23 protein-coding genes and 1 pseudogene are annotated in these 21,539 nt (G+C 64.5%); 11 read left to right on the top strand and 13 right to left on the bottom strand.

What is annotated here, in order from left to right; all coding sequences use genetic code 11:
• Positions 1 to 45: 45 nt before the first annotated feature.
• Positions 46 to 576: a tyrosine-type recombinase/integrase gene (locus FNJ84_RS14710; RefSeq protein WP_143793967.1), complete on the bottom strand. Its 531-nt coding sequence runs from the start codon at positions 574 to 576 to the stop codon at positions 46 to 48.
• A gap of 34 nt (positions 577 to 610) precedes the next feature.
• Between FNJ84_RS14710 and FNJ84_RS14705 the strand changes: the two genes are divergently transcribed.
• Genes FNJ84_RS14705 through FNJ84_RS14695 form a run of 3 tightly spaced genes read left to right on the top strand, consistent with a single transcriptional unit; the run spans position 611 to position 3,012 of the window.
• Positions 611 to 1,036 (top strand): transposase, encoded by a 426-nt coding sequence (locus FNJ84_RS14705; protein ID WP_255471222.1) that lies wholly within the window; start codon positions 611 to 613, stop codon positions 1,034 to 1,036.
• A complete protein-coding gene (tnpB, locus tag FNJ84_RS14700; RefSeq protein WP_185968543.1) occupies positions 1,033 to 1,386 on the top strand; it encodes an IS66 family insertion sequence element accessory protein TnpB in 354 nt (117 codons plus the stop codon). Before FNJ84_RS14705 ends, tnpB begins: the two co-directional genes overlap by 4 nt.
• A 54-nt stretch (positions 1,387 to 1,440) precedes the next feature.
• Complete coding sequence (locus FNJ84_RS14695) at positions 1,441 to 3,012, top strand: IS66 family transposase (protein WP_143793965.1); 1,572 nt, start codon at positions 1,441 to 1,443, stop codon at positions 3,010 to 3,012.
• A 30-nt stretch (positions 3,013 to 3,042) separates the two neighbouring features.
• Here FNJ84_RS14695 and FNJ84_RS14690 read toward each other — a convergent pair.
• The 5 genes and pseudogenes from FNJ84_RS14690 to FNJ84_RS14670 all read right to left on the bottom strand — a co-directional run.
• Positions 3,043 to 3,201, bottom strand: a pseudogene (locus tag FNJ84_RS14690) (integrase); the annotation flags it as partial.
• 73 nt (positions 3,202 to 3,274) lie between these two features.
• Positions 3,275 to 3,607 (bottom strand): type II toxin-antitoxin system RelE/ParE family toxin, encoded by a 333-nt coding sequence (locus FNJ84_RS14685; protein WP_143793964.1) that lies wholly within the window; start codon positions 3,605 to 3,607, stop codon positions 3,275 to 3,277.
• Complete coding sequence (locus tag FNJ84_RS14680; protein WP_143793963.1) at positions 3,607 to 3,882, bottom strand: hypothetical protein; 276 nt, start codon at positions 3,880 to 3,882, stop codon at positions 3,607 to 3,609. The genes FNJ84_RS14685 and FNJ84_RS14680 overlap by 1 nt, the downstream gene beginning before the upstream one ends.
• A 197-nt stretch (positions 3,883 to 4,079) precedes the next feature.
• Positions 4,080 to 4,523, bottom strand: coding sequence for a hypothetical protein (locus FNJ84_RS14675; protein ID WP_143793962.1), 444 nt, complete (start codon positions 4,521 to 4,523; stop codon positions 4,080 to 4,082).
• Positions 4,520 to 4,885: a lysozyme inhibitor LprI family protein gene (locus FNJ84_RS14670; protein WP_143793961.1), complete on the bottom strand. Its 366-nt coding sequence runs from the start codon at positions 4,883 to 4,885 to the stop codon at positions 4,520 to 4,522. Before FNJ84_RS14670 ends, FNJ84_RS14675 begins: the two co-directional genes overlap by 4 nt.
• A gap of 71 nt (positions 4,886 to 4,956) precedes the next feature.
• Here FNJ84_RS14670 and FNJ84_RS14665 point away from each other — a divergent pair.
• A protein-coding gene (locus tag FNJ84_RS14665) for an IS3 family transposase (RefSeq protein ID WP_143793960.1) occupies positions 4,957 to 6,104 on the top strand; the annotation gives its coding sequence in 2 pieces (ribosomal slippage) (positions 4,957 to 5,215 and positions 5,215 to 6,104; 1,149 coding nt in all).
• Between the two features lie 125 nt (positions 6,105 to 6,229).
• Here the strand turns inward: FNJ84_RS14665 and FNJ84_RS14660 are convergent.
• The 4 genes from FNJ84_RS14660 to FNJ84_RS14645 are packed head-to-tail and all read right to left on the bottom strand — an operon-like array spanning position 6,230 to position 9,115.
• A complete protein-coding gene (locus FNJ84_RS14660) occupies positions 6,230 to 6,685 on the bottom strand; it encodes a CYTH domain-containing protein (protein WP_143793959.1) in 456 nt (151 codons plus the stop codon).
• Positions 6,682 to 7,431: a ParA family protein gene (locus tag FNJ84_RS14655; RefSeq protein WP_143793958.1), complete on the bottom strand. Its 750-nt coding sequence runs from the start codon at positions 7,429 to 7,431 to the stop codon at positions 6,682 to 6,684. Before FNJ84_RS14655 ends, FNJ84_RS14660 begins: the two co-directional genes overlap by 4 nt.
• On the bottom strand, positions 7,431 to 8,948 hold the full coding sequence (locus FNJ84_RS14650) for a CHAD domain-containing protein (protein ID WP_143793957.1): 1,518 nt from the start codon (positions 8,946 to 8,948) through the stop codon (positions 7,431 to 7,433). Before FNJ84_RS14650 ends, FNJ84_RS14655 begins: the two co-directional genes overlap by 1 nt.
• Positions 8,945 to 9,115 (bottom strand): CopG family transcriptional regulator, encoded by a 171-nt coding sequence (locus FNJ84_RS14645; RefSeq protein WP_143793956.1) that lies wholly within the window; start codon positions 9,113 to 9,115, stop codon positions 8,945 to 8,947. The genes FNJ84_RS14650 and FNJ84_RS14645 overlap by 4 nt, the downstream gene beginning before the upstream one ends.
• Positions 9,116 to 9,333: 218 nt before the next feature.
• Here FNJ84_RS14645 and FNJ84_RS14640 point away from each other — a divergent pair, with 218 nt between their 5' ends.
• Together FNJ84_RS14640 and FNJ84_RS14635 are read left to right on the top strand one after the other, a co-directional pair.
• Entirely contained in the window at positions 9,334 to 9,594 is a 261-nt protein-coding gene (locus FNJ84_RS14640; RefSeq protein ID WP_143793955.1) for a CYTH domain-containing protein, read from the top strand.
• A complete protein-coding gene (locus FNJ84_RS14635; RefSeq protein WP_143793954.1) occupies positions 9,591 to 9,944 on the top strand; it encodes a hypothetical protein in 354 nt (117 codons plus the stop codon). Before FNJ84_RS14640 ends, FNJ84_RS14635 begins: the two co-directional genes overlap by 4 nt.
• Positions 9,945 to 10,156: 212 nt before the next feature.
• Here the strand turns inward: FNJ84_RS14635 and FNJ84_RS14630 are convergent, their stop codons facing one another.
• The 3 genes from FNJ84_RS14630 to pstS form a co-directional block, all read right to left on the bottom strand.
• Positions 10,157 to 10,429, bottom strand: coding sequence for an amphi-Trp domain-containing protein (locus tag FNJ84_RS14630; RefSeq protein ID WP_143793953.1), 273 nt, complete (start codon positions 10,427 to 10,429; stop codon positions 10,157 to 10,159).
• 209 nt (positions 10,430 to 10,638) lie between these two features.
• Entirely contained in the window at positions 10,639 to 12,372 is a 1,734-nt protein-coding gene (locus tag FNJ84_RS14625; RefSeq protein WP_143793952.1) for a Na/Pi cotransporter family protein, read from the bottom strand.
• 34 nt (positions 12,373 to 12,406) lie between these two features.
• Positions 12,407 to 13,534 carry a phosphate ABC transporter substrate-binding protein PstS gene (gene pstS, locus FNJ84_RS14620; protein WP_143793951.1) on the bottom strand — a complete coding sequence of 376 codons (1,128 nt, stop codon included), beginning with the start codon at positions 13,532 to 13,534 and terminating at the stop codon, positions 12,407 to 12,409.
• Between the two features lie 231 nt (positions 13,535 to 13,765).
• Between pstS and FNJ84_RS14615 the strand changes: the two genes are divergently transcribed.
• From FNJ84_RS14615 to FNJ84_RS22030, 5 genes are read left to right on the top strand one after another with little or no spacing between them, the layout of a single operon-like run.
• Positions 13,766 to 14,785, top strand: coding sequence for a magnesium and cobalt transport protein CorA (locus FNJ84_RS14615; RefSeq protein ID WP_143793950.1), 1,020 nt, complete (start codon positions 13,766 to 13,768; stop codon positions 14,783 to 14,785).
• A gap of 20 nt (positions 14,786 to 14,805) precedes the next feature.
• The gene (locus FNJ84_RS14610) at positions 14,806 to 16,803 is read left to right on the top strand and encodes an SDR family oxidoreductase (protein ID WP_221931985.1); all 1,998 of its coding nucleotides are present in this window, start codon (positions 14,806 to 14,808) and stop codon (positions 16,801 to 16,803) included.
• A gap of 1 nt (position 16,804) precedes the next feature.
• Positions 16,805 to 18,184, top strand: a complete 1,380-nt coding sequence (locus FNJ84_RS14605) for a bifunctional enoyl-CoA hydratase/phosphate acetyltransferase (protein WP_143793949.1) — start codon at positions 16,805 to 16,807, stop codon at positions 18,182 to 18,184.
• Between the two features lie 8 nt (positions 18,185 to 18,192).
• Positions 18,193 to 19,386, top strand: coding sequence for an acetate/propionate family kinase (locus tag FNJ84_RS14600; protein WP_143793948.1), 1,194 nt, complete (start codon positions 18,193 to 18,195; stop codon positions 19,384 to 19,386).
• Positions 19,383 to 21,413: a 3-oxoacid CoA-transferase subunit A gene (locus tag FNJ84_RS22030; RefSeq protein WP_185968542.1), complete on the top strand. Its 2,031-nt coding sequence runs from the start codon at positions 19,383 to 19,385 to the stop codon at positions 21,411 to 21,413. Before FNJ84_RS14600 ends, FNJ84_RS22030 begins: the two co-directional genes overlap by 4 nt.
• Positions 21,414 to 21,539: the final 126 nt, after the last annotated feature.

Genomic DNA, 21,539 nt, shown 5'->3' with positions numbered 1-21,539 from the left:
TCGGCCGTCCGCAAAGGGCCGCCCTTGTCAAGGCGACCCCTCGCTTCAGATTTCTACGGCTTCAGCGATTGCGAGCGCGTCTTCCAGTTCGACGCCGAGATATCGCACCGTGCTGTCCATCTTGGTGTGACCGAGCAACAATTGCACGGCGCGGAGATTGCCGGTCTTGCGGTAGATCTGCGCGACCTTGGTCCGGCGCATCGTATGGGTGCCATAGGAAGTCGGCTCCAACCCTATCGATGTGACCCAATCGCGGACCAGCCGGGCATACTGACGGGTCGAGATGTGCAGCCTCTCGTGGAAGCGGCCCGGCCACAGATGTTCCGATCCGATCATCAGCGGGTTATCGAGCCAGGCCACAATCGATTTGCGCGTTCCCTCGGTGATCTCGAAGCGAACCGGTTTCCGGGTCTTGCTCTGGATGATCGAGGCCCGCTCCTTGACCTGGCCGGCCGCGTAAACATCAGCAACCTTGAGCCTCACGAGATCACAGCCCCGCAATTTGCTGTCGATGGCGAGGTTGAACGTAAGCGGTTCGCCAGCCCCGTGGTTTCGGCCTGATGCTGTATCGGGCATGCCGTCCTGCAACTGAGTTTGCGGGAGGCTTGCCGTGGAGCACCAAAACGAGCACCGGATGGAGGTGCGTGGGTCGAAGGGAGTTTCGCGGATCGAGATCCTTGATGGTCCGACCGGGCGGCGGCGATGGCCGGATGATCTCAAGGCGCGGATTGTGGCCGAGAGTTTTCAGCCTGGCGCGCGGGTCTGCGATGTTGCGGCGAAGTATGGGTTGATTGCCCGGCACCTTTCGGGATGGCGTGGTCAGGCGCGCAAAGGGGAACTGGTGGTGCCGGTCGATGTGGCCCCGACCTTCGTGCCGCTGGTGATCGAGCCATTGGCTGATGCTGCTGCGGCTGCCGCGTCGGCCGATACGGGCGTGATCAGGGTCGAGATCTGTGGGGCCGTTCTGCATGTGATGCCGGATTGCAGTCCAGACCGCGCGGCGGCCTTGGCGGCGGCGCTGAGGAAGGTGCTGTGATCTTTCCGGATCAGGCCGTCCGGATCGTGATTGCAACCAAGCCTGTGGACTTCCGCAAGGGACATGACGGGCTGGCGGCCATGGCGCATGCCGAGCTGGGTTTTGCGCCCAGGGCTGGGGTGATGGTTGTCTTCAGGTCCAAACGTGGCGACAGGATCAAGGTTCTGTTCTGGGACGGCAGTGGGATCGTGATGATCTACAAGCGGCTGGAACAGGGCGGCTTTGCCTGGCCAAAGGTTGGCGACGGGGTCATGCGGCTGTCGCGGGTGCAGTTCGAGGCGCTGTTTGCAGGGCTTGACTGGCGCCGCATCCATGCGCCCAGACCGACGCATCCCCCCGCGACAGAATGACTCGGATCGCCTTGCAAATATGGGCAATCGTGGGGGCACGCGGTATAAATCGCCATGTCTGCACCCGCCGAGCTCCCCTTTGATCTGGACAGCCTTCCGCCCGCCGTGCGTGAGGCGTTTGCGGCCATGCAGGCCAAGGTCGCAGTGCTTGAGGCGCAGACCGAACGTCAGGATTACCTCATCGCCGAGCTGCGCCATGCGCTTTATGGCAAGCGGTCCGAGCAACTGCTGCCCCCCGATGCGCGTCAACTGGCTTTTGAGGATCTGGAAACGGTGGTCGCCGAAGCCGAGGCCGCGCGGGATGCGCTGGTCGAACGCAACGCCGATGGCAAGACAAGACGCCTCGCGGCCAATCGCAACCTTGGCCATCTGCCAGACCACCTGCCGCGCATCGAGCAGGTGATAGAACCCCCGCAGAAGATCTGTTCCTGCGGCTGCACCGATATGGTGAAGATTGGCGAAGACCGCGCGGAACGGCTCGACATCGTTCCCGCCCGCTTCCAGGTGATCGTCACCGTTCGCCCCCGCTACGCCTGTCGCCGTTGCGACGCGGGTGTTGTGCAGGCGGACACGCCCAACTGGCTGATCGAAGGCGGGCTGCCGACCGAGGGCACGCTCGCCCATGTCGCGGTCTCCAAATATGCCGACCACTTGCCGCTTTATCGCCAGTGCCAGATCTATGGACGGGGCGGTGTGGAGCTGGACCGCTCCACCTTGGCAAGCTGGTGTGGCGTGGCGGCTTATCATCTGGCTCCGGTCGTCGACCGCATGCTGGTCCACCTCAAACGATCCGGCCGCCTGTTCATGGACGAGACCCGGGCGCCGGTGCTCGACCCCAAGGCGGGCAAGACCAAAACCGGCTACCTCTGGGCGGTGACCCGCGATGATCGTGGGTGGGGTGGCGGCGATCCGCCCGCCGTCGTCTTCTCCTATGCGCCCGGTCGTCATGGCCGCCATGCGATGGACATCCTGACGGGCTTCGAGGGCATTCTGCAGGTCGACGGTTACACCGGCTATGACGCCCTGGCCGAACCAAAGCGCGTGGGCGGCACGCCGCTGACGCTGGCCTATTGCTGGGCCCACTCCCGGCGCAAGCTGCATGACATCTATCAAAAGGACGGCTCCGAGATCGCCGCCGAAGGCCTGCGCCGCATCGCCCAGATCTACAAGATCGAAGCCACCGTCCGGGGCCGCTCACCCGAGGAGCGCCTCGCCGCCCGCCAAGCGCAATCCGCGCCGCTGATTGCCGACTTCCGCCTTTGGCTGACCCACCAGCGCAGTCGGATCTCCACCAAATCCCGCCTTGGCGAGAAGCTCGGCTATATCCATCGGCACTGGGATGGCCTGCAAATCTTCCTGACCGACGGCCGCGTCGAGATGGACACCAACCCGGTCGAAAACACCATCCGGCCCATAACCCTCAATCGCAAAAACGCACTCTTCGCCGGTCATGATGAGGGCGGCCGAACCTGGGCCCGCATGGCCTCACTCATTGAGACCTGCAAACTGAACGCGGTCGATCCCTACGCCTACCTGCGCGCAACACTGACCGCCATCGCCAACGGCCACCCCGTGTCGCGCATCGACGACCTCATGCCTTGGGCCTTCCAAAAGCCGTCAACCTGAAACACAGACGGGGTTCGCGCACCGCTTACGGTTGAACAGCGCCAGGTCGCGGACATTGGTGGCGATTTCGAGCCGGACCCTGATCGCCCAGACATGCTTTGGCAGCAACGGTCGCTTCTGGCCGACGATGCGGCCCTTGTTCCAGGCCGGACGGCAGGCGCGTATTGCGGGCAAGTTGTCGGTGGTCATGACACATCCTCCGATCCGCCGCGCGCCACCCATCGTCAGCATCTTGCCGACAAGCCAGCCTATCACAGGACGCCTATTCCGAGAACGTGTTCCGGGTCGGCGCCAACGTCATCCAGTCCCGCCCTCCGAATGCCGCGAGGGCGAGATAGATCCGTCCTGCCGCAAGATCCGGCCGGAACACGATCGTCAGGCGGTGCCCGGCGCCACCATGGCGCACCAGCCACCCATCAAGCGCTCCGCCAAGACGGACGCCGGATGCAGGATTGTCTTTGATCGCTTCCAGCATTGCGTCGACCTCGTCCAGCCTTCGCAGAGCAGCGTTGACGTCGCCTTGGGTTACGTTGACGATATGGTCGACGATGCCGATCAGATCCCGTTCGAAAAACGGGTGCCGAACAAAGCGCATCAGATTTTGCGTGCCATCGCCGCCAGATGGGCCCGCGCCCCTGCTGTGACCTTTGAGGCATCCCCAATCGGTTCCCACTGATCGAGCGGCAATGCCAAGCGGCGCACCAGTTCCGCCTCAAGAACCAGCCTTTCGCGCTCTCGCCCTGCCTTGGCCTTTACCAGCTCCCCCGAAACCGCCGCGCTCACGTTGGGATACTCGCCGGCCTCTACCAGCTCTTTTGCAAAGGCAAAGGCTATATCGGTAAAGCTGACGGACTGCTTTTGAACGCTCATCATGGCCCCTCGGTGCTCCAATGGAATACCGCGAGGCGAATGGTTTGGCAAGGGCGGCTTGAGAGCATCATGCCAAAGTGGGCACACCGCACCGCCGAAAGCTCCACTTCCCTCAAATCAGCGGATGGCAATGCTGCGAGACGGATCAATGACCGGTTCGACGAATGCCGCAGCGCGGCGTCGTGACGTCACGAAAGTCAGGAATGGGCCGAGTGCGCGGGCACGGAGGCTGCTGCGCCCCGTCCCGTCGCCGGCGCCGGCCGATCGACGCGAAGAGCCCAATTTCCAAATGCCGCGCTTCGAGTGAATGTCCGCTTCCGTGGACAATGCCACATGGCCGACTTTTGCGCGCCGTTAGGTTCTCCTCGGAAGAGGAAGCCCATTAGATCACTGCCTGAATACCGGAAGTGAGTGAATGCTTCGGAGACGCGCTGCGGATACGAATCCTCAGAATCCGTTTCCATGCATTTCAATTCAGCGATGACATGATCGTCCGGGAAATAGTAATCGGCGTTCAGCGCCATGTCCGGCTGATCCGGAACGAGATCTCGCACCAGCTTGCCATTCCTAAAGGTCGGCACAAACTTGTTAAATTCAGGCTCTATGTCGATGAACGTCGGCCGCCAGACTGCTCCGGTCATTGCTGACTTTGCTCATCGTAGATCCGTTGGAGTTCAGCCGTTCTGGTAGTAACCAAAGTTTCCACCTCGCCATGATAGACCATTGGCCGCATCGACCCGCGGTGATACGCCTCTGCCGCGAACTCCGCCTGTCTCTTCGCGTATTCTTCCCAGGCCGCTTGGGCCACCGGCAGCACTGCCTTCTGCTCATCCGTTATAAATTCGGCAATCTCGATCTGCCGAAGGATCCGGTTCATCTGGACGCGCGCTACTTCCGCCCGATCCGCCGCATCCTCATTGAGTTCGAGCTGAGTCTGATAAGCCACTATCTTCTCCACCTGCGTTTCCACGAACGCGTTCTGCTGACTTCTCAGCACAGCCATGAAATGTTTGGCCTGCTGCCGGTTTCGTGGACACGAAGATAAGATCGTGACCAAGGAAACGGAGATCGGACATGGTAAGACGGAAGTTCACGAAGGAGTTCAAGTTTGAGGCTGTGAAGCTGGTGACGGAGCGTGGCGTTGCGGTGGCGCAGGCAGCCCGGGATCTGGATCTGGCTGAGAGCGTGCTGCGACGTTGGATGCGGGAGGCCGCAGCGGCCCCTGTCACGGCGTTTCCCGGCAATGGCCAGCAGCGTGCCGAGCTGGCAGAGATCGCAGTCCTGAAGAAAGAGGTCGCCAAGCTCAAGGCGGAGCGTGACATCCTAAAAAAAGCCGCGGCATTCTTCGCGAGGGAAGCGACTTGAGGTTCGCCTTCATCACGAAGCACCGCCATATCTGGCCGGTCAGCTGGCTGTGCGAGGTTCTGGAGGTTTCGCGTTCGGGCTTCCATGCATGGCTGAACCGCCCTCTCAGCGACCGAGCGATCCTTGATGCGAAGCTCGTCACGGCCATCGACACGAGTTTCAAGGCCAGCGACCGGACCTATGGCGCCCGCCGTGTCTGGCATGACGTCCTTGAAGAGGGTCTGATCTGCGGCCTTCATCGGATCGAGCGGTTGATGCGCCAGAACGCATTGAAAGCACGCCCAAAACGGCGCAGAAAGCCCCAGGACGACGGCGAGCGCTCGGTGATCGCCGACAACGTCCTTGATCGTGATTTCGAGGCGGATCGCCCGAACCAGAAGTGGCTGGCCGATTTCACCTACATCTGGACCGCCCAGGGCTGGCTCTATGTCGCTGTTGTCCTGGACCTGTTCTCCCGCCGCGTGGTCGGCTGGTCGATGAAGGCCGAGAGGGATGCCACGCTGGTCATGGATGCCCTGATGATGGCCGTCTGGCGCCGCGGCAAGGCGGACGCGCTGCTGCATCACTCGGACCAGGGCTCCCAATACACAAGCGAGCAGTTCCAGCGCCTGCTGGCCGACAACGGCATCACCTGTTCCATGAGCCGGGCCGGGAATGTCTGGGACAATTCGGCCATGGAGAGCTTCTTTTCGTCGCTGAAAATCGAACGGACCAACCGCAAGGTCTATCGGACCCGCGACGAAGCCCGTGCCGACGTGTTTGACTACATCGAGCTCTTCTACAACCCGCGCAGGCGGCACTCGAAGCTCGGCTACATCAGCCCCATGGAATTCGAGGCCCGCGCTATGCTAGCTTAACTTGATGTCCACGAAACCGGCAGCAGGCCACAAACCGAAGTTCTGACAGATAAAGAACGACGTTCTTAGCGCAGGACTAAATCAGCAACCTGCTAGACCTGATCACCCGCTCCCGACACTCCCGCTCAGGGCCTGAAAAGTGCGAGCGCTCTGTTCTTGAAGCGCTTATCCTCGGTCACTTCCTTGCCGAACCATGACGGCGGGAGGAAAGATAGGGCGACTTCTTCCGAGGGGAACTCCACCTCGACCAACATCAATGGCGCAAGATCTCCGGAAAAGACGTCCAGTTCGAATGGCTGCCCGCCTGGCAAGGTTCCGCGATGGCGTGTTTTCTCGACGCGCCGGCCTTTGGTCGCGGGCCAGAGCATGTCGAACTCTGCGGAGCCGATGGTGATCTCTCGCTCGTCGCGGATCAGGCCACCATCCGATTTCAGCGTCAGCGAATGATCGTCGCCCTCGCGCCGCAGCCGGATCTCGACGGAATCCGTGGCTGTGGTCAGGTAGCCCTGCAGGATGGGCCAGGCAGACAACCCCTGCGGCACCGGACCATCGACCAGGAATTTGCGCTCGATCTCTTTCATGCCTTCACCCGTTCCTCGATCTCGTCGAACAGGGCCTGATAGGCCCTGCCGGCCCTGCTGGCCGGGGCGGTTGCAAGGACCGGAGCGCGGGTCAGTCCCATGCGCTCGACCTCGGAGGCAAAGGGAATCGTCGCCCGCGTGAAACGCCCGGGATACGCCGCCGTCATCTCGGCGATCGTCTCGCCATGCAGGCTCTTGATGTTCTGCACCATGGAAAAGAACGCGTGGATCCTGGTCTCGGGCAGGCCGGAAGCTTGGAAGAACTCCAGCAATTGCTCGAAGGTGCGTCGCGACAGCGTGGTCGGGATCACCGGCACGACCACCGCATCCGCCGCCTGGAATACGTTTTCCGACAGCATCGAAATGTTCGGCGGACAGTCCAGCACCACAACGTCATAGTCAGCCTTGACCGCCTTCAGCGCCTTTTTCAGGCGCGACTGGCCGTTCTTCATCCGCGACAGGAACACGTCGAAATCGCGAAAGCTCATATTCGCGGGCAGGATGTCGAGATTGTCGTAGTCGCTGCCGCGGATCGCCTTGGCGAAGCGCTCGTCATCCTCGAAGAACTGCGCATCGACCAGCTTCTTCGAGGGCTTCACGCGGAAATAGAATCCCGATGCGCCTTGGGGATCGAGGTCGCACAGCAAGGTCCGGCGCCCCGATGCGGCAAAGGCATAGGCCAGGTTCACCGCCGTCGCGGTCTTGCCCACGCCGCCCTTGTTGGAATAGCAGGCGATGATCTGCATCAGGAACCCTTTCCTTCGTGGAACAATCTGCGGATGGTTCGCTGCATCCTGTCGCTGTTGAAGCGCGCGAAGGCTGCCACGATCTTCTCGCGCTCTCCGAGCTGTTTCTGATGCAGCACGACGATCAGCGCACCGACGCTCTGGGCGATGTCAAGCTTGTGCGGCGCGTCGCCAAGATCGTCCATAAAAGCCTGCAGCTTGGTCTGCTGCACCGCGTAATCGTTGAACAGGCCCAGCGAGTCCTGAAGATCCTTCAGCGGCTCGAGAACATCCTTGAGATCGCGCCGCGGGAAAACCGGACCGAAGAATTCCATCAAGTAACGCAGCTTCTTGCATTCGATCCGCAGCCTGTGCACCTCGTCATCCGGTGTCTCGGCGGTCATGCCGGCCGCGATGCGGCGGATCCGGCGATATCGCTTCCAGATCAGTTCACAGGCCAGATCGAAGGAGGCGCGGCTGGCATTCTGACCGGCCAGCAGCTTGCGCCGCTTGGCAAACAGCTTGGTCAGGGCCTTGATTTCCTTTTGATAGCCCTTGCTGCGCAGATGGGCGGCCAGCCTGGCATGCTCTGCCGCTCGCCGGTCGCGAAGCCGGGCGAACATCCTGTCCAGCCCGGCATGCATTCGCTCCGGAACGAGATCGCAAAAGCCCTGCTGGGCCAGCAGATAGACGTCGAGATCGCGCAGTGGTCCGGTCGGCGCCATCAGTGCAGAGAAGCGCAACTTCAACTCTGCCGTCTGCTCCAGGTCGTAGACGCCCTTGAACAGGCTCAGTACCGAGCGGATCTTGCGCAGGGCGACCCGATGGTCATGCAGGAATTCGGTATCGAGATCCGCGATGATGCCTTGCTCATTGGCGCGGGCGACAGGCAGATAGCCGTCGATCAGGTCGTTGGCCGCGTCGAAAGCGGTTTCCTCGCGCCCTACCTCGATCCTGGGCTTTGCCACATAGCCGGTGTTGGCGGGATCGATCATCCGGTAAAGATTACCGGCCCCGAGCGGCGTTCCCCCGCAGTCGCGGACATGTGCGACCAGATCGTGCAGGGCCCGGTCATAGCCGCGCAGCCCCTGCGGTGTCACCAGGATCACCGCATTGCCATCGGTCGGCCGCAATTCCAGCAATTCAGCCCGCGCGCGGGTCTTGCCCTCGTCATCGATCAGCGCCAGCCGGCCGGATCGGGCCATGCCCGCGGCAACCGGCAGCAGCGCACGCAGCGGAGACAGGCCGGCCAGCGCGGCCTTGACCGGGCCTTCGGCGAATTCCGCGACAAAGCGGGCCTGGGGCGTGGCGGGCTGGCGCAACGCTTCGCCCGTGGCCGATATCAGCTCCAGCAGGCCGCCGTCTTCCAGAAGCAGGCGCCGCGACATGCGCAGGCTTTGATCGAAACAGTCCCGGATCGCGAAGGGGCGGCTGCCCTCGGTCCATTCCAGCACCGGCTTCAGGTTCTGCACGTCCCGCTCGGCCAGGTCGCCCAGACGCGCTGCGGCGAGATAGTAGATGCCGTCGCCAGTGGTCATGCCTTCGGCTTTCGTGTTTGGTCAAGATAGTCCTCGACCAGCTTTTCGATGATCTTCTGCACGCTCGTCTCGTCTTCGATAGCGCGGATCTTCAGGGCCTTCAGCGTTTTGCCCGAGAGACGCAGAGAGGTGTTCTTCCTGCCCTCGTCCTTGGATTTCTTGGCCATATCGTGGTCCCGCTTTCATGACGTCTTGATGTCATATAATTCTTGACATGACAAACGGATAGCGGACCGGCCCTTCCGTGACAGGTTTCAGCCGGCCTGTGTCGTCCAAACGCGGGTTCCCTTGCGGCGATCATCTTCGGCCCGACCGTTGCTGTCATTCAACCGCGACAAACGACGCGTCATATGAACGCGGACAGACCCGGAGTTAGGTGCGCAAGATGCCGACAGAGATCGAACGGAAATTTCTTCTGGCCAACGAGGACTGGAGAGCGGCGATTTCCCGCTCCACACGGCTTCGGGACGGGATCCTTGCCTTCTACGACGGGCGCAAGATCCGCATTCGCTTCAATGACGAGAAGGCGACGCTGACGGTGAAGGGGCCGCGAAAGGGGCTGGTCCGGGACGAGTTCGAATACGAAATCCCGGCATCCGATGGCCTGGCCTGGCCCTGCTGGAGCGGCATTGCAAGGGTGAGGTGATCGATAAAACCCGGCACCACATTTTCGTCGGTGGGCGGGAATGGGTCGTCGACGAATATCACGGGCTGCTGGAAGGCGTCGTCCTCGCCGAGATCGAATTGCCAAGCGAGGACACCCACTTCGAACTGCCGGCATGGGTTGCGGCGGAGGTGACCGGGGCCGAGAAATACCGCAAGGTCAATTTGGTCAAGGCCCGGAAGAAGAAGCAAGCCGACAGGATGCGCCGGGCCCGGCAACGCGAGACGAAGATGCAGCATCTGGCCGAGCAATCTGCGGACGATCAAGGATGCCCTCGGCTGGACCGGCAAAAGAACGGCCCCCTCCCGCTGTCCGAACATCACGGCATCTGAGGCGAATTGGTTTCGCGGCGGTGAAGCCCAGCCCAGTATAGTCATGACCGGCTTCGCCCGATCATCTTGACGCGAAGGAGGGAAAGATCACGCTCGACCGGCACATCGTGGAAAGCCAGACCGAGGCGAATTCCGGCGCCACGTCTTCGTGAAATGCCCGGCAAGACAAGCCTGTTCTGCCGGGCAACGGGGTCGGGGCCGCCGGTTACGCCTCAGGCCTCGTTCTCGTCAGAGGATTCTTCGTCCTTATCTTCATCATCCTCTTCGTCGTATTCGCCCCATGCCAGCTGGAACTCCAGTTCCTCGCGGCCATCCTCGCGCTCGTGCTCGATCGAGAAGATGGCGTCCGCGGGGATCCGAACAGTTTCGCCTTCGATCTCGATTTCGAAGCTGCCGTTCTGTTCCAGCGAATCCGCCAGACGGCGCAATTCGGCGATGAAGGCGGAAAGGTCGAGGGTCTTCTCGACGTCACGGTCGTCTTTCATCTCATGGCCCTTTCTGGTTGAGAATCAGATACACCCATCAAAGCTGCCAATTGTGGCGCATACGCGTCAGTTCGATGCCGATGCGACGAAACGGCGCAACGCCCTGCGCGCCATCAGTCGGATCGAGGGCCACCGCAATGCTGAAAGGCCCGCGCATCGTCGCGCGGGCCCGATGTGGTTGCCGCCCGTGGGGAAACGGGCGGGTCCGGTCACTCGGCCGGAACCGGGGCCGGGCCGTCCGCTGCCGGCGAGGGCGTCGCGGCCGGGGGCGTTCCCACCGGGGCGGCGGGACGATGCATGATGGCGCTGCGATCGACCGAGGCTCGCTCGGCCCGGATGCGCTCGATCAGGCCTTCGGCCCGCTCGATCGAGCCCAACAGGGCGATCAGCGCACCTTTTTCGCCCGCGCCGACATCGCGGCGTTGCAGGGCCTTCCAGCGCAACTCCTCGACCCCCGGAACGGTGCTGTGGCCGGCGGGCATCCGGGGATGGACGCCGGGGGCGAACAGCACCGTGTTCATCGCCTGATCCAGCCGCTCCAGCCCCAGGCCCAGCACCTCGCAGGCGGCCGCGGAGAAGGGTTCGCGCTTTACCCGCCGCGCGATCTGGTAGAGCGATTCCGACAGCGCCGAGGTAAAGTCCACCTCCTCGATCAGCGATGCCACCAGGTCCAGCTGGTCGCGCGACAGGCCGTCCTGGAACAGCTGCGCCGAGAACGAGCGGATCTCGCGGCTGAGCTGGTCGGTGGCGGCATGGTGTTCGACCGGATCCTTGGGCGCGTTCTTCTTATCGCGCGCGATGTCCAGAAACACCGCCCCGGCCTGCAACTGGCGTTGCGCCTCTTGCTGGACGGCGGGCAGGGCGGCGTTGAAATCAGCGATCAGGCGGCGGTCCAGATAGCGCGGGACCGAGTAATCCTCGACATCCTCGTCCTGGGTCCGGCCGACGCGCGACAGCACGCGGTCGAAGGTGTTCACGAAGGGGAACAGGATCAGCACGTTGAAGATGTTGAAGACGATCGAGAAGACACCGATCACGATCGGAACGCCCGGATAGGTGTCGTGGCCGTCGACCATCACCGGCGCGCCGGGATCGATGCCCCAGAAGCCCAGCGCGGACCTGAGCAGCCAGATCGCCGGGAAGAACAGCAGCAGCACCACCGAGACGCCGATGAAGTTGAAGGCGATATGGGCATAGGCCGCGCGCTTGGCGTTCTTGGACAGGTTCAGCGAGGCCAGCCACGAGGTGATCGTGGTGCCAAGATCCGCGCCCACAGCGAAGGCGACGGCGGTTTCCCAGGACAGGATGCCCGAGGCGCCCAGGCCCATGACGATGCCGATGGTGGCCGAGGAGGAGTGGATCAGCGCCGTGATCAGCGCCGCGATCAGCACGCAGGCGATGACGCCCGTGAAGGTGCTGGCGTCCAGCGACTGGATCAGTTCCAGCACCTCGGGCATCTTGCGCAGCGGCTTCAGGCCGCCGGTCATCAGGTTCAGGCCGTAGAAGATCAGCGAGAACCCCATCGAGGCCAGCGCGATGTTGCGCCATCTGTCCGATTTCGCAAAGCAATAGACGGTCGCGAAGATGCCGCCGAAGAACAGCCCCAACGGCCCCAGCGGCAGCGCGATCAGCCCGTTGCCCAGCGTCGTGCCGATATTGGCGCCCATGATGACCGAGATGGCCGAGCGCAGGCCCAGCACGCCGGCATTGACCAGGCCCACGGTCATCACCGTCATCGCGGTCGAGGACTGGATGATCCCGGTGATGATGGTGCCCGCCATGACGCCCTTGACCGGGGTGCCGGCCATCTTGGCCAGCCATTCGCGCATCTTGTTGACGGACAGCGCCTGAATGCCGCTTGCCATGAATTCGAGGCCGAGCAGGAAGATGCCCAGCCCTCCGATCACCGGAACGATGATTTCCTTGAACAGATCAACTTCCACGTTATCACCTTTGCGTAGGACGCCATGCGCCCGGTCAGGAGTTCTTGTCGGACCCGGCGGCCGACCAATAGCTTTCGACTTCCGTCACGACCTCGTTGGGAAGCGGGACATAGCCAAGCGCATCGGCCTGACGCGGGGCCTGCGCGTAGAAATAGCGAAAGAAGGCCAGCGCCCGGTCCTTCTGCCGGCCATCCTTGCGCATGACGACATAGACGGTCGCGGTCATCGGCCAGCCTTGCATGGCCGAGGCCGCCTCGACCGGCTGGCCCGGCTGGCCCGGCTTCCAGCCCGCCACGGTGGCGGCGGCGCGGATGGTCTGGGGTTTGGGGCTGACCACCTCGCCAGAGCCGTTCACCAGCCTGACGATGGTCAGCCCGGCGCGGCCGGCCTGGCCGCTCTCGGCATAGCCGATGGCGCCGGGCACGGACTTGACGGCCTCGATGATGCCGCGGCTGCCCTTGGCGCCCTCGCCCACAGGCCAGTGCGGCTGCGCGGTCTGTCCGGCGGTCCAGGTGGGCGACTGCGCCAGATAGCCGGTAAAGGTCCAGGTGGTCCCCGACCCGTCGCTGCGATGACGCACGGCGATGGTCTGATCGGGCAGGGCCACGCCGGGATTGAGGGCGGCGATGGCGGGATCGGACCAGGTGGTGATCTCGCCCCGATAGATGGCCGAAAGCAGGTCCGCATTCAGCGTCAGCCCGGCGTCGCCCAGGTCCAGGTTCACCACCGGCGCCGCCGCGCCGAGAATCAGCGGGAACTGAAGCCGCCCTTCGGCCGCCAGATCCTGGGGTGATACCGGCACCTCGGTGACGGCGAAGGTCACTGTCGGATCCTCCAGCCGCATCAGCCCGCCGACCGAGCCGACGGGATCGTAATCCAGCGCGCCGGACCCCCCGACCCAGTCGTTGCTTTCGCCCTCTTGGGCCACGACATCCACCCGATCGGCGACAAGATAGCCTTGATAGGCGGTCGAAACCTTTTGCAGGATCGGATCCACCAGCGTGGACCCCGCCCCGACTAGCCGGCCTTCGACATTGCTTCCCGCGACCGCGAAGATCAGGAACCCGATGCCTAGGACCGCAAGCGCCGATGCGGCGATGCGCCGCCCAAGGCTCCATTTCGGTGTGACGACTTCAACTCCGTCCGATCCCGATGCGAGCATCCGGCGGCCTCCACGATGATTACGCACTTTTCCGTGAATGCCTATCGCCCGAGCACGACCACTTTATGACGAATCGCCCCCCGCGACCGCCTAGGCGGCCGCGCCGGTGCCGACCATGCAATGCGGCATATTCTCGCGGTCATCAGCATTTTACATCGCCCGTGGAAAGGATGGCGCGCGGGCGCAGGTTGCCGACCCGACATACCTGCGCAGAATTCGCCGAAGGAAGCCATGGCCATCATTTCCGCATACCTTTATCGAGAAGGCGTCTGCACGGCCGAGGTATCGCTGGACGAAGCGCCTCCGCCCGCCCGGCCAGGTGATTTCGTTTGGGTCGGGTTGTTCGAGCCGGCCGAGCAGGAATTGCGCGCCCTGCAGGCCAGCTATGGCCTGCATCCGCTGGCGGTCGAGGACGCGCTGAAGGCGCACGAGCAGCCCAAGGTCGAAATCTTCGGCGATCAGCTTTTCGTCGTTGCGCGGACGGCACAGCTCGAGGGTGATCGGATCGCCTACGGGGAAACCGCGATCTTCGTCGGGCACAATCATATCATCACGGTCCGCCACGGTTCGGCCCGCGCCCATACTGAGCTGCGTGCGCAACTGGAATCCGCACCTGGGCTGCTGCGCCACGGCGTCGATTACGTTTTGCACGCGCTTCTGGATTTCATCGTCGATGGTTACGACCCGATCATCGAGGAAATCGAGGAAGAGGTTCTGCTGATGGAGAAGCGGACCATCGATACCTCGCTGACCCGGGACGAGGTCATCCGCCTGTTCTCGCTGCGCCGCCAGACCGTCCGCTTCCAGCGCGTGCTGCGCCCCATGATTGAGGTGGTCAGCCGGCTGGTGCATCTGAGCCTTCCCTATCTTGATCCCGAGGTTAGCCCGTATTTCCGCGACGTTCTGGATCACTTGCGCCGCACCCAGAGCACAGCCGAAAGCCTGCGCGACATCCTGACCTCGGTTTTCGAGGTCAGCAACCTTCTGGAACAGCAAAGACAAGTCACCATCACCCGCCAACTGGCCGCCTGGGCCGCGATTCTCGCCATGCCGACAGCCATCGCAGGCATTTATGGGATGAACTTCGCCAATATGCCTGAACTCGAGACTCGTTTCGGCTATTACGTCGTGCTGATCGTGATTGCCGCGGCCTTTACCTGCGCTTCAAGATCGCCCGATGGCTGTAGGAGGGGCACAGCGCGATTGCGGCCGGCGCTGTCACAAGCCTGTTGTGGCCCGTCGCCTAGATGAGGGCGACTCGGAGGTTCGCGATGTTTTCTCTGGCCAACAAGAAGGTTCTGGTTGTCGGCATCGCCAACCGCGATTCGATCGCCTGGGGCTGTGCCCGCGCCTTCCGCGCCCAGGGGGCGGACCTGGCCGTGACCTGGCTGAACGCCAAGGCCGAGCCCTTCGTCCGGCCCCTGGCCGAGGAACTGGAGGCCCAGATCGCCATGCCGCTCGATGTCGGCCAGCCCGGCCAGACCGAGGCGGTGTTCCAGGTCATTGCCGACCGCTGGGGGCGCCTCGACACGCTGCTGCATTCCATCGCCTTTTCGCCCAAGGCCGACCTGCACGGCCGGGTGGTCGATTGTTCCGCCGAAGGCTTCGGGCTGGCGATGGACATCTCGGTCCATTCCTTCCTGCGCATGATCCGGCTGGCCGAGCCGCTGATGGGCGCGGGCGGCTGCTGCCTGTCGGTGTCCTTCTTCGGTGCCTCGCGCGTGGTCAAGGGCGACAAGACGTTCCTGGAGTTCGAGAAGTGGTGGGGCGGCTTCTTCATGCTGACCGAGCCCGAGATCAAATGGATCGTCGAGCAGCTTTTCATCGGCAACCGCCTGTCCAAGAACGAGGCCCGGATCGAGCCGGGCCGCCCGGTCGATCTGAAGGCGATCCGCGCGCCGATCATCGTCTTCGCCAGCCATGGCGACAACATCACCCCGCCGCAGCAGGCCCTGAACTGGATCGCCGAGACCTATGCCGATGTGCAGGAAATCCGCATTCGCGGCCAGCGTATCGTCTATATGGTCCATGACCAGGTCGGCCATCTGGGCATCTTCGTGTCCTCGCAGATCGCGCGCCGGGAACATGCCGAGGTCGCCTCGCCCCTGGAAACCATCGAGGCGCTGGCGCCCGGCCTTTACGAGATGCGCATCGAGGACGTGACCGAGCGCGACGGCAAGAAGATCTCCACCGTCAGCTTCGCCGAACGCAGCCTGGACGATATCCGCGCGCTGGATGACGGCTTTGCCGACGAACGCCCCTTCGCCGCCGTGGCCCGCGCGTCCGAGGTGCAGGCGCAGGTCTATGACGCGGTGCTGCGCCCCTGGGTCAAGGCCGCCGTCACCCCCACCGGGGCCGAGATCAGCCGCGCCCTGCATCCCAAGCGCGTGGAACGCGCGCTCGCATCGTCGCGCAACCCGGTGATGACCAAGGTCGCCAGGGCGGCGGAAACGGTGCGCGAAAACCGCCGCAAGGCCGCGCCCGACAACCCCTTCCTGGCCGCCGAGCAGCTTTGGGTGGACGGGGTCGAACAGGCGATCGACCTTTACCGCGACACCCGCGACATGGTCTATGAACTGGCCTTCTACAGCATGTGGTCGACGCCCTGGGCGCGGGTTTTCGGCCGCACCCACGAAGCGCGCCGCACGCTGAAGAACAACGACGAATTGCGCGGCCTGCCCGAGGTCGCCTCGGCGCCGTGCAACATCGACCGGGGCGGCTTTGCCGAGGCGGTGATCCGCATGCTGGTCATGCTGGCCGACAACCGCAAGGGCGTGCGCCGCGACCGGCTGGAGCGGTCCTCGCGCGTGCTGACCCAGGACGAGCCGTTCCGTTCGCTGGGGGCCGAACGGCGCGCCCATATCATCCACGAACAGACCCTGATCGCCACCTATGAACCCGAACAGGCGCTGGAGACGCTGCCGCAACTGCTGGCCGACCCGGCCGAGCGCGAACTGGCGCTGAAGGTGGTGCGCTATATCCCCGGCTCGACCGAGGAGATGTCGCCGGAAACCCAGCAACTGCTGCAACGCTTCCATGAAATCCTGGGGCAGCCGCATTTCCTGGGCGACGTGGCCGAGGATCCGCTGCAAGACGTGGCTTTCCCGGCCCCGCCCGCTGCCCTGCCCAAGCCCGAAGCGGCTGCGGAACAGGCGGCAACGGAACAGGCCCCCAGCGAACAGGCCCCGGTCGCCGAGGCCGCCGGCACCACCGCCCGCCGCGCCACCCGCCGTCCGCGCCCGACGGCCGCCCCCCGCGACGGGGCGTGACATGCATCTGGTGAACCGCACCTTCGACGAATTGCAGCCCGGCGACAGCGCCGAGCTGCGCCGGCTGATCACGCCCGACGACCTTTACGTCTTTGCGGCGGCATCGGGGAACTACAACCCGATGCATCTGCCCTCGACCGATCTGGACGGCGACGGACGCCCCGAGGATACCGCGCCGGGCATGTTCGTCGCCTCGCTGATCTCGGCGGTGCTGGGCACGCTTCTGCCCGGGCCCGGCACGCTTTACCGCCGGCAGGAGCTGGATTTCCACGACCGCGCCCATGCCGGCGACGAATTGCTGTGCCGCGTGTCGGTCACCGGCAAGGCCGATGGCGTGGTCAGCCTGGAAACCCGCGTGACGCGGGTCACGGACGGCGCCCTGATCGTCAGCGGTGCGGCCCAGGTCATCGCGCCGACGCAAAAGTTCGACATCGACGACATCGAGGTGCCGGGGCTTGTCGTCCAGCGCCACCGCCATTTCGAGGCGCTGGTCGAACGCGCCCGCGCCCTGCCGCCGCTGCCGGTGGCGGTGGTCTGCCCCGACGACGCCAATTCGCTGGGCGGCGCGGTGCTGGCCGCGCGCGAGGGCATCGTCACCCCCATCCTGATCGGGCGCGCCGACGCGATCCGCGCGGCGGCGCAGGTGACCGGGGCCGACATCTCGGGCTTCGCGTTGATCGACGTGGCGAGCGACCAGGCCGCGGCCGCCACCGCCTGCGCACTGGTCCACGAGGGCCGCGCCAGGGCAGTGATGAAGGGGCACCTGCATACCGACGACCTGCTGAAGCCGATGCTGGACAAGGCCGCCGGCCTGCGCGTCGGCCGCCGCTTCACCCATGTCTTCGTGATGGACGTGCCCGGCCGGCCCGAGCCGGTCATGGTCACCGATGCCGCGATCAATATCGCTCCCGATCTGGTGACCAAGGTGGACATCACCCAGAACGCCATCGACCTGGCCCGCGCCATCGGCATGGAGCCGCGCGTCGGCGTTCTGTCGGCGGTCGAGACGGTGAACCCCGCGATCCAGTCCTCGATCGACGCGGCGCTGCTCTCGAAGATGGCGGAGCGCGGCCAGATCACCGGCGGGCTGGTCGACGGGCCGCTGGCGATGGACAATGCCGTCGATCCCAGCGCCGCGCGCACCAAGGGGCTGAAGGGCGGCGTCGCAGGCCTTGCCAACATCCTGGTCGTGCCCGGCATCGACGCCGGCAACATGCTGGCCAAGCAGCTGGCCTTCATCAGCCATGCCGAGGGCGCCGGGCTGGTCCTTGGCGCGCGGGTGCCGGTGATCCTGAACTCGCGCTCGGACAGCCCGATGTCGCGGTTGGCCTCCTGCGCGGTGGCGGCCCTGCACCACGCCCATGCAGAAGAACGCAAATGAGGGATTCCATGGACCAGAATGCCGGTTTCCTGGCGCTGAACGCGGGGTCGTCCTCGCTCAAGGTGGCGCTGTTCCCGGCCACGGGCGACGAGCCCCTGGTGACCGGACAGGCCGAACGCATCGGCCCCGAGGGCACGATGAAGCTCAGGGATGCCGAGGGCAATGCGCTGCCCCTGGCCGAGGGCGACCTGACCAGCCACGCAGGCGCGCTGGCCGTCGTGATCGCCACGGTCAAGCAGGCCTTTCCCGACCTGACCATGGCCGCCGTCGGCCACCGCGTCGTGCACGGCGGCCTGGACTTTTCGCAACCCGTGCTGGTCGATGAGGACATCCTGCGCAAGCTGTCCGAGCTTGAGCCGTTCGCGCCCCTGCACCAGCCCCACAACATCGCCGGGATCCGCGCCGCCATGGCGGCCTTCCCCGGCGTGCCGCAGGTCGCCTGCTTCGACACCGCATTCCATCGCGGCCAGCCGTTCGTGAACGACACTTTCGCGATCCCGCACCGCTATTACGAGGCGGGCGTGCGCCGCTATGGCTTCCACGGCCTCAGCTATGACTATGTGACGGGCGAACTGGAACGCATCGCGCCGCATCTGATGGCGGGGCGCGTGGTCGTGGCGCATCTGGGCAATGGCGCGTCGATGTGCGCGATCTACAAGGGCAAGTCGGTCGCCTCGTCCATGGGTTTTTCTGCGCTGGACGGGCTGCCGATGGGCACGCGCTGCGGCCAGATCGACCCCGGCGTGCTGCTTTACATGCTGGACCGCGAGGGGATGGACACCGCCCAGATCCGGCAGGTTCTTTACAATGAATCCGGCCTGCTGGGTCTGTCGGGGGGACTGTCGAACGACATGCGCACGCTGGAGGCGGCCGACAACGCCGCCAGCCACCGCGCCATCGACTATTTCGTGTTCCGCGTGCAGCGCGAACTGGGCGCTCTGGCGGCGGTCATGGGCGGGGTCGATGCGCTGGTCTTTTGCGGCGGCATCGGCGAGAACAGCCGCGTCATCCGCCGCCGCGTCTGCGAACGACTGGGTTGGATGGGGATCGAGATCGACCACGGCCGCAACGCCGAGAACGCGACCATCCTGTCGTCCGAGTTCTCTCGCACCACGGTGATGATCGTGAACACGCGCGAGGATCTGGTCATCGCCCGCGCCGCCCGCGCCGCCGCCGGCATCACCGAAGGAACCCGGGCATGAAGGGCGCGCTGAAACCGGATGCCGCCGCCGAAATGATCCCTGATGGCGCCAGCCTGCTGATCGGCGGCTTCATGGCCGTCGGCACGCCCGAACGCCTGATCGATGCGCTGGTCACGCGCGGCGCGCGCGATCTGACCGTGATCGCCAATGACAGCGCCATGCCCGGCAAGGGGATCGGCAAGCTGATCTCGGCCGGGGCGGTCAGCCGTGTCGTCGCCTCGCATATCGGCCTGAACCCGGAAACCCAGGCCAAGATGATCTCGGGCGAGATCGAATGCGAACTGGTCCCGCAAGGCACGCTGGTCGAGCGGATCCGTGCCGGCGGCGTCGGTCTTGGCGGGGTGCTGACCCCGACCGGCATCGGCACCGAGGTCGAGGACGGCAAGCAGCGGATCGAGGTCGAGGGCCGGACCTTTCTGGTCGAACCGCCGATCAAGGCCGATTTCGCCCTGCTGGGTGCCTGGCAGGCCGATTATGTCGGCAATCTCTACTATCTGCTGACCGCCTGGATAAAGCGCGCCACTGCGCCGATCCCGATCTCGGGCAATGCCTGGCTGATCCACCAGACCTGCGCCGCCCTGCCCTTTCAACACCGCTATGCCTCTGGCGTCATCGCCTTTGACGCGGGCGATATCGACATTACCGCCTGGACCGGGGGCGACCTGGCCCTGCGCGGCATGACCGATGCGCTGATGCGCGATTTCGAGGACACGGCCTTTGCCGGCATCCCCGACGAGCATCGCCCCGAGGTGCTGTGGAATGCACATACCGACAAGGGGCGGCTCGAGCTGAACTTTCTCTTCGCCCGCGTGGTGATGGACAGTGAGGGGCGGCTGAAAGCCATCAACCCCAGGCCGCCGGAAAAGGTCGGCATCGCGATCTGGGAGGCGTTTCGTGACAGCTGGAACCATCGGCATGGCTGGGCCGACCCGCTGGCGCCGGAACGCCATCGCCACCTGAAGCTGCCGGGATCGGTGATCAGCAGCCCGGCGCGCGATATCGAGGGCAATCCGGTCTTCGATATCCGCGAGGAACTGGACATGGCCGTCGGCATGGAGATCGAGCGCGGCCGCATTGCCAGCCGCAACGACGTTCTGGCTTGGCTGGAGGCTCAGGGCCACCGGATCAATCGCAAGGGCGAGGATTACATCTCGGTCGAACGCCTGCTGCCTCCCGAACGCGGCGGCCCCCGAAACGCGCCCAACCGCTATGCCAAGGCGATCCGGCTGTGCGGCGATCTGTTCGATCAGCGCTTCACCTCGCCCGCCTGGCTGGACGAATGCGGCTGGAACGATGGCGGCCTGCCGCCGCAACGGCGCGACATGCGCGGCGCAGCAGCGACGCTGGATCGGCTGCGTGCATTGCGGGCGGCGCATCATCGCGAACGGCTCGGCTGGCCGGAGGAAAGGCTGGATCCCGAACCCGAAGCGGAGGACGAGATCGAAGGGCTGACCTGCGCCTGGTCGCCGCCCCCTCTCATGCCGGGTCGCCCGCATGACACCCGGACGAAACCCCGGTCGCCGAGTTTCGACGAGACCCGCCTGCCCGAGGATCTGATCGCAAAGCTGCGCTTCGTCGACTACCGCAAGCGCCGGATCTGGCTGCAGGACGGATCCTCGGTCGAGGATCAGGAGATCCGGCTGAAAGCCCACAGCCGCAGCCATAACACCATTCGCCTGATGATTGCACAGGCGCAACTGAAGCGCTGGTCCGGCATCTCGGTGCGCGGTGACGCGGGGTTTCTGCGCGATGCGACGCGGCTGGCCTTCGCCGCCGGGATCGAGATCGCCGGGCGGGATGACGACTTGGACAGGATCGTGCAGGCGGAGTTGAAGCTGCTGCGTAGGAGGCACGATGCGGCAAAGGACGCGGAAGCCACCGTGGCGCCCCATGCCCGCGACGGCGCAGAGCGCCCGGTGCCTGACGAGGGCGCATCCAAGGTCGATGCCGACCAGCCGCTACCCTGGTTCGAGGAGGAAACGGACTGGGACGACGTTCGCGCGAAATTGGCCCTAACAGGCCGCTGAAATAGTCGGCTCTCGACGTGGTTTGCAGAACATGATTCATCACCGACAAGAAGACGGCGGAGGTGATCATGCGGGGCACGGACGAGACGGGCGGATCGCTGTTCAGCTATGTCGATCTTGAGAACC

The sequence above is a fragment of the Paracoccus sp. M683 genome (genome assembly GCF_007096355.1).
Taxonomy (GTDB): Bacteria; Pseudomonadota; Alphaproteobacteria; order Rhodobacterales; family Rhodobacteraceae; genus Paracoccus.
This window is presented reverse-complemented; position numbering and strand designations above follow the sequence as displayed.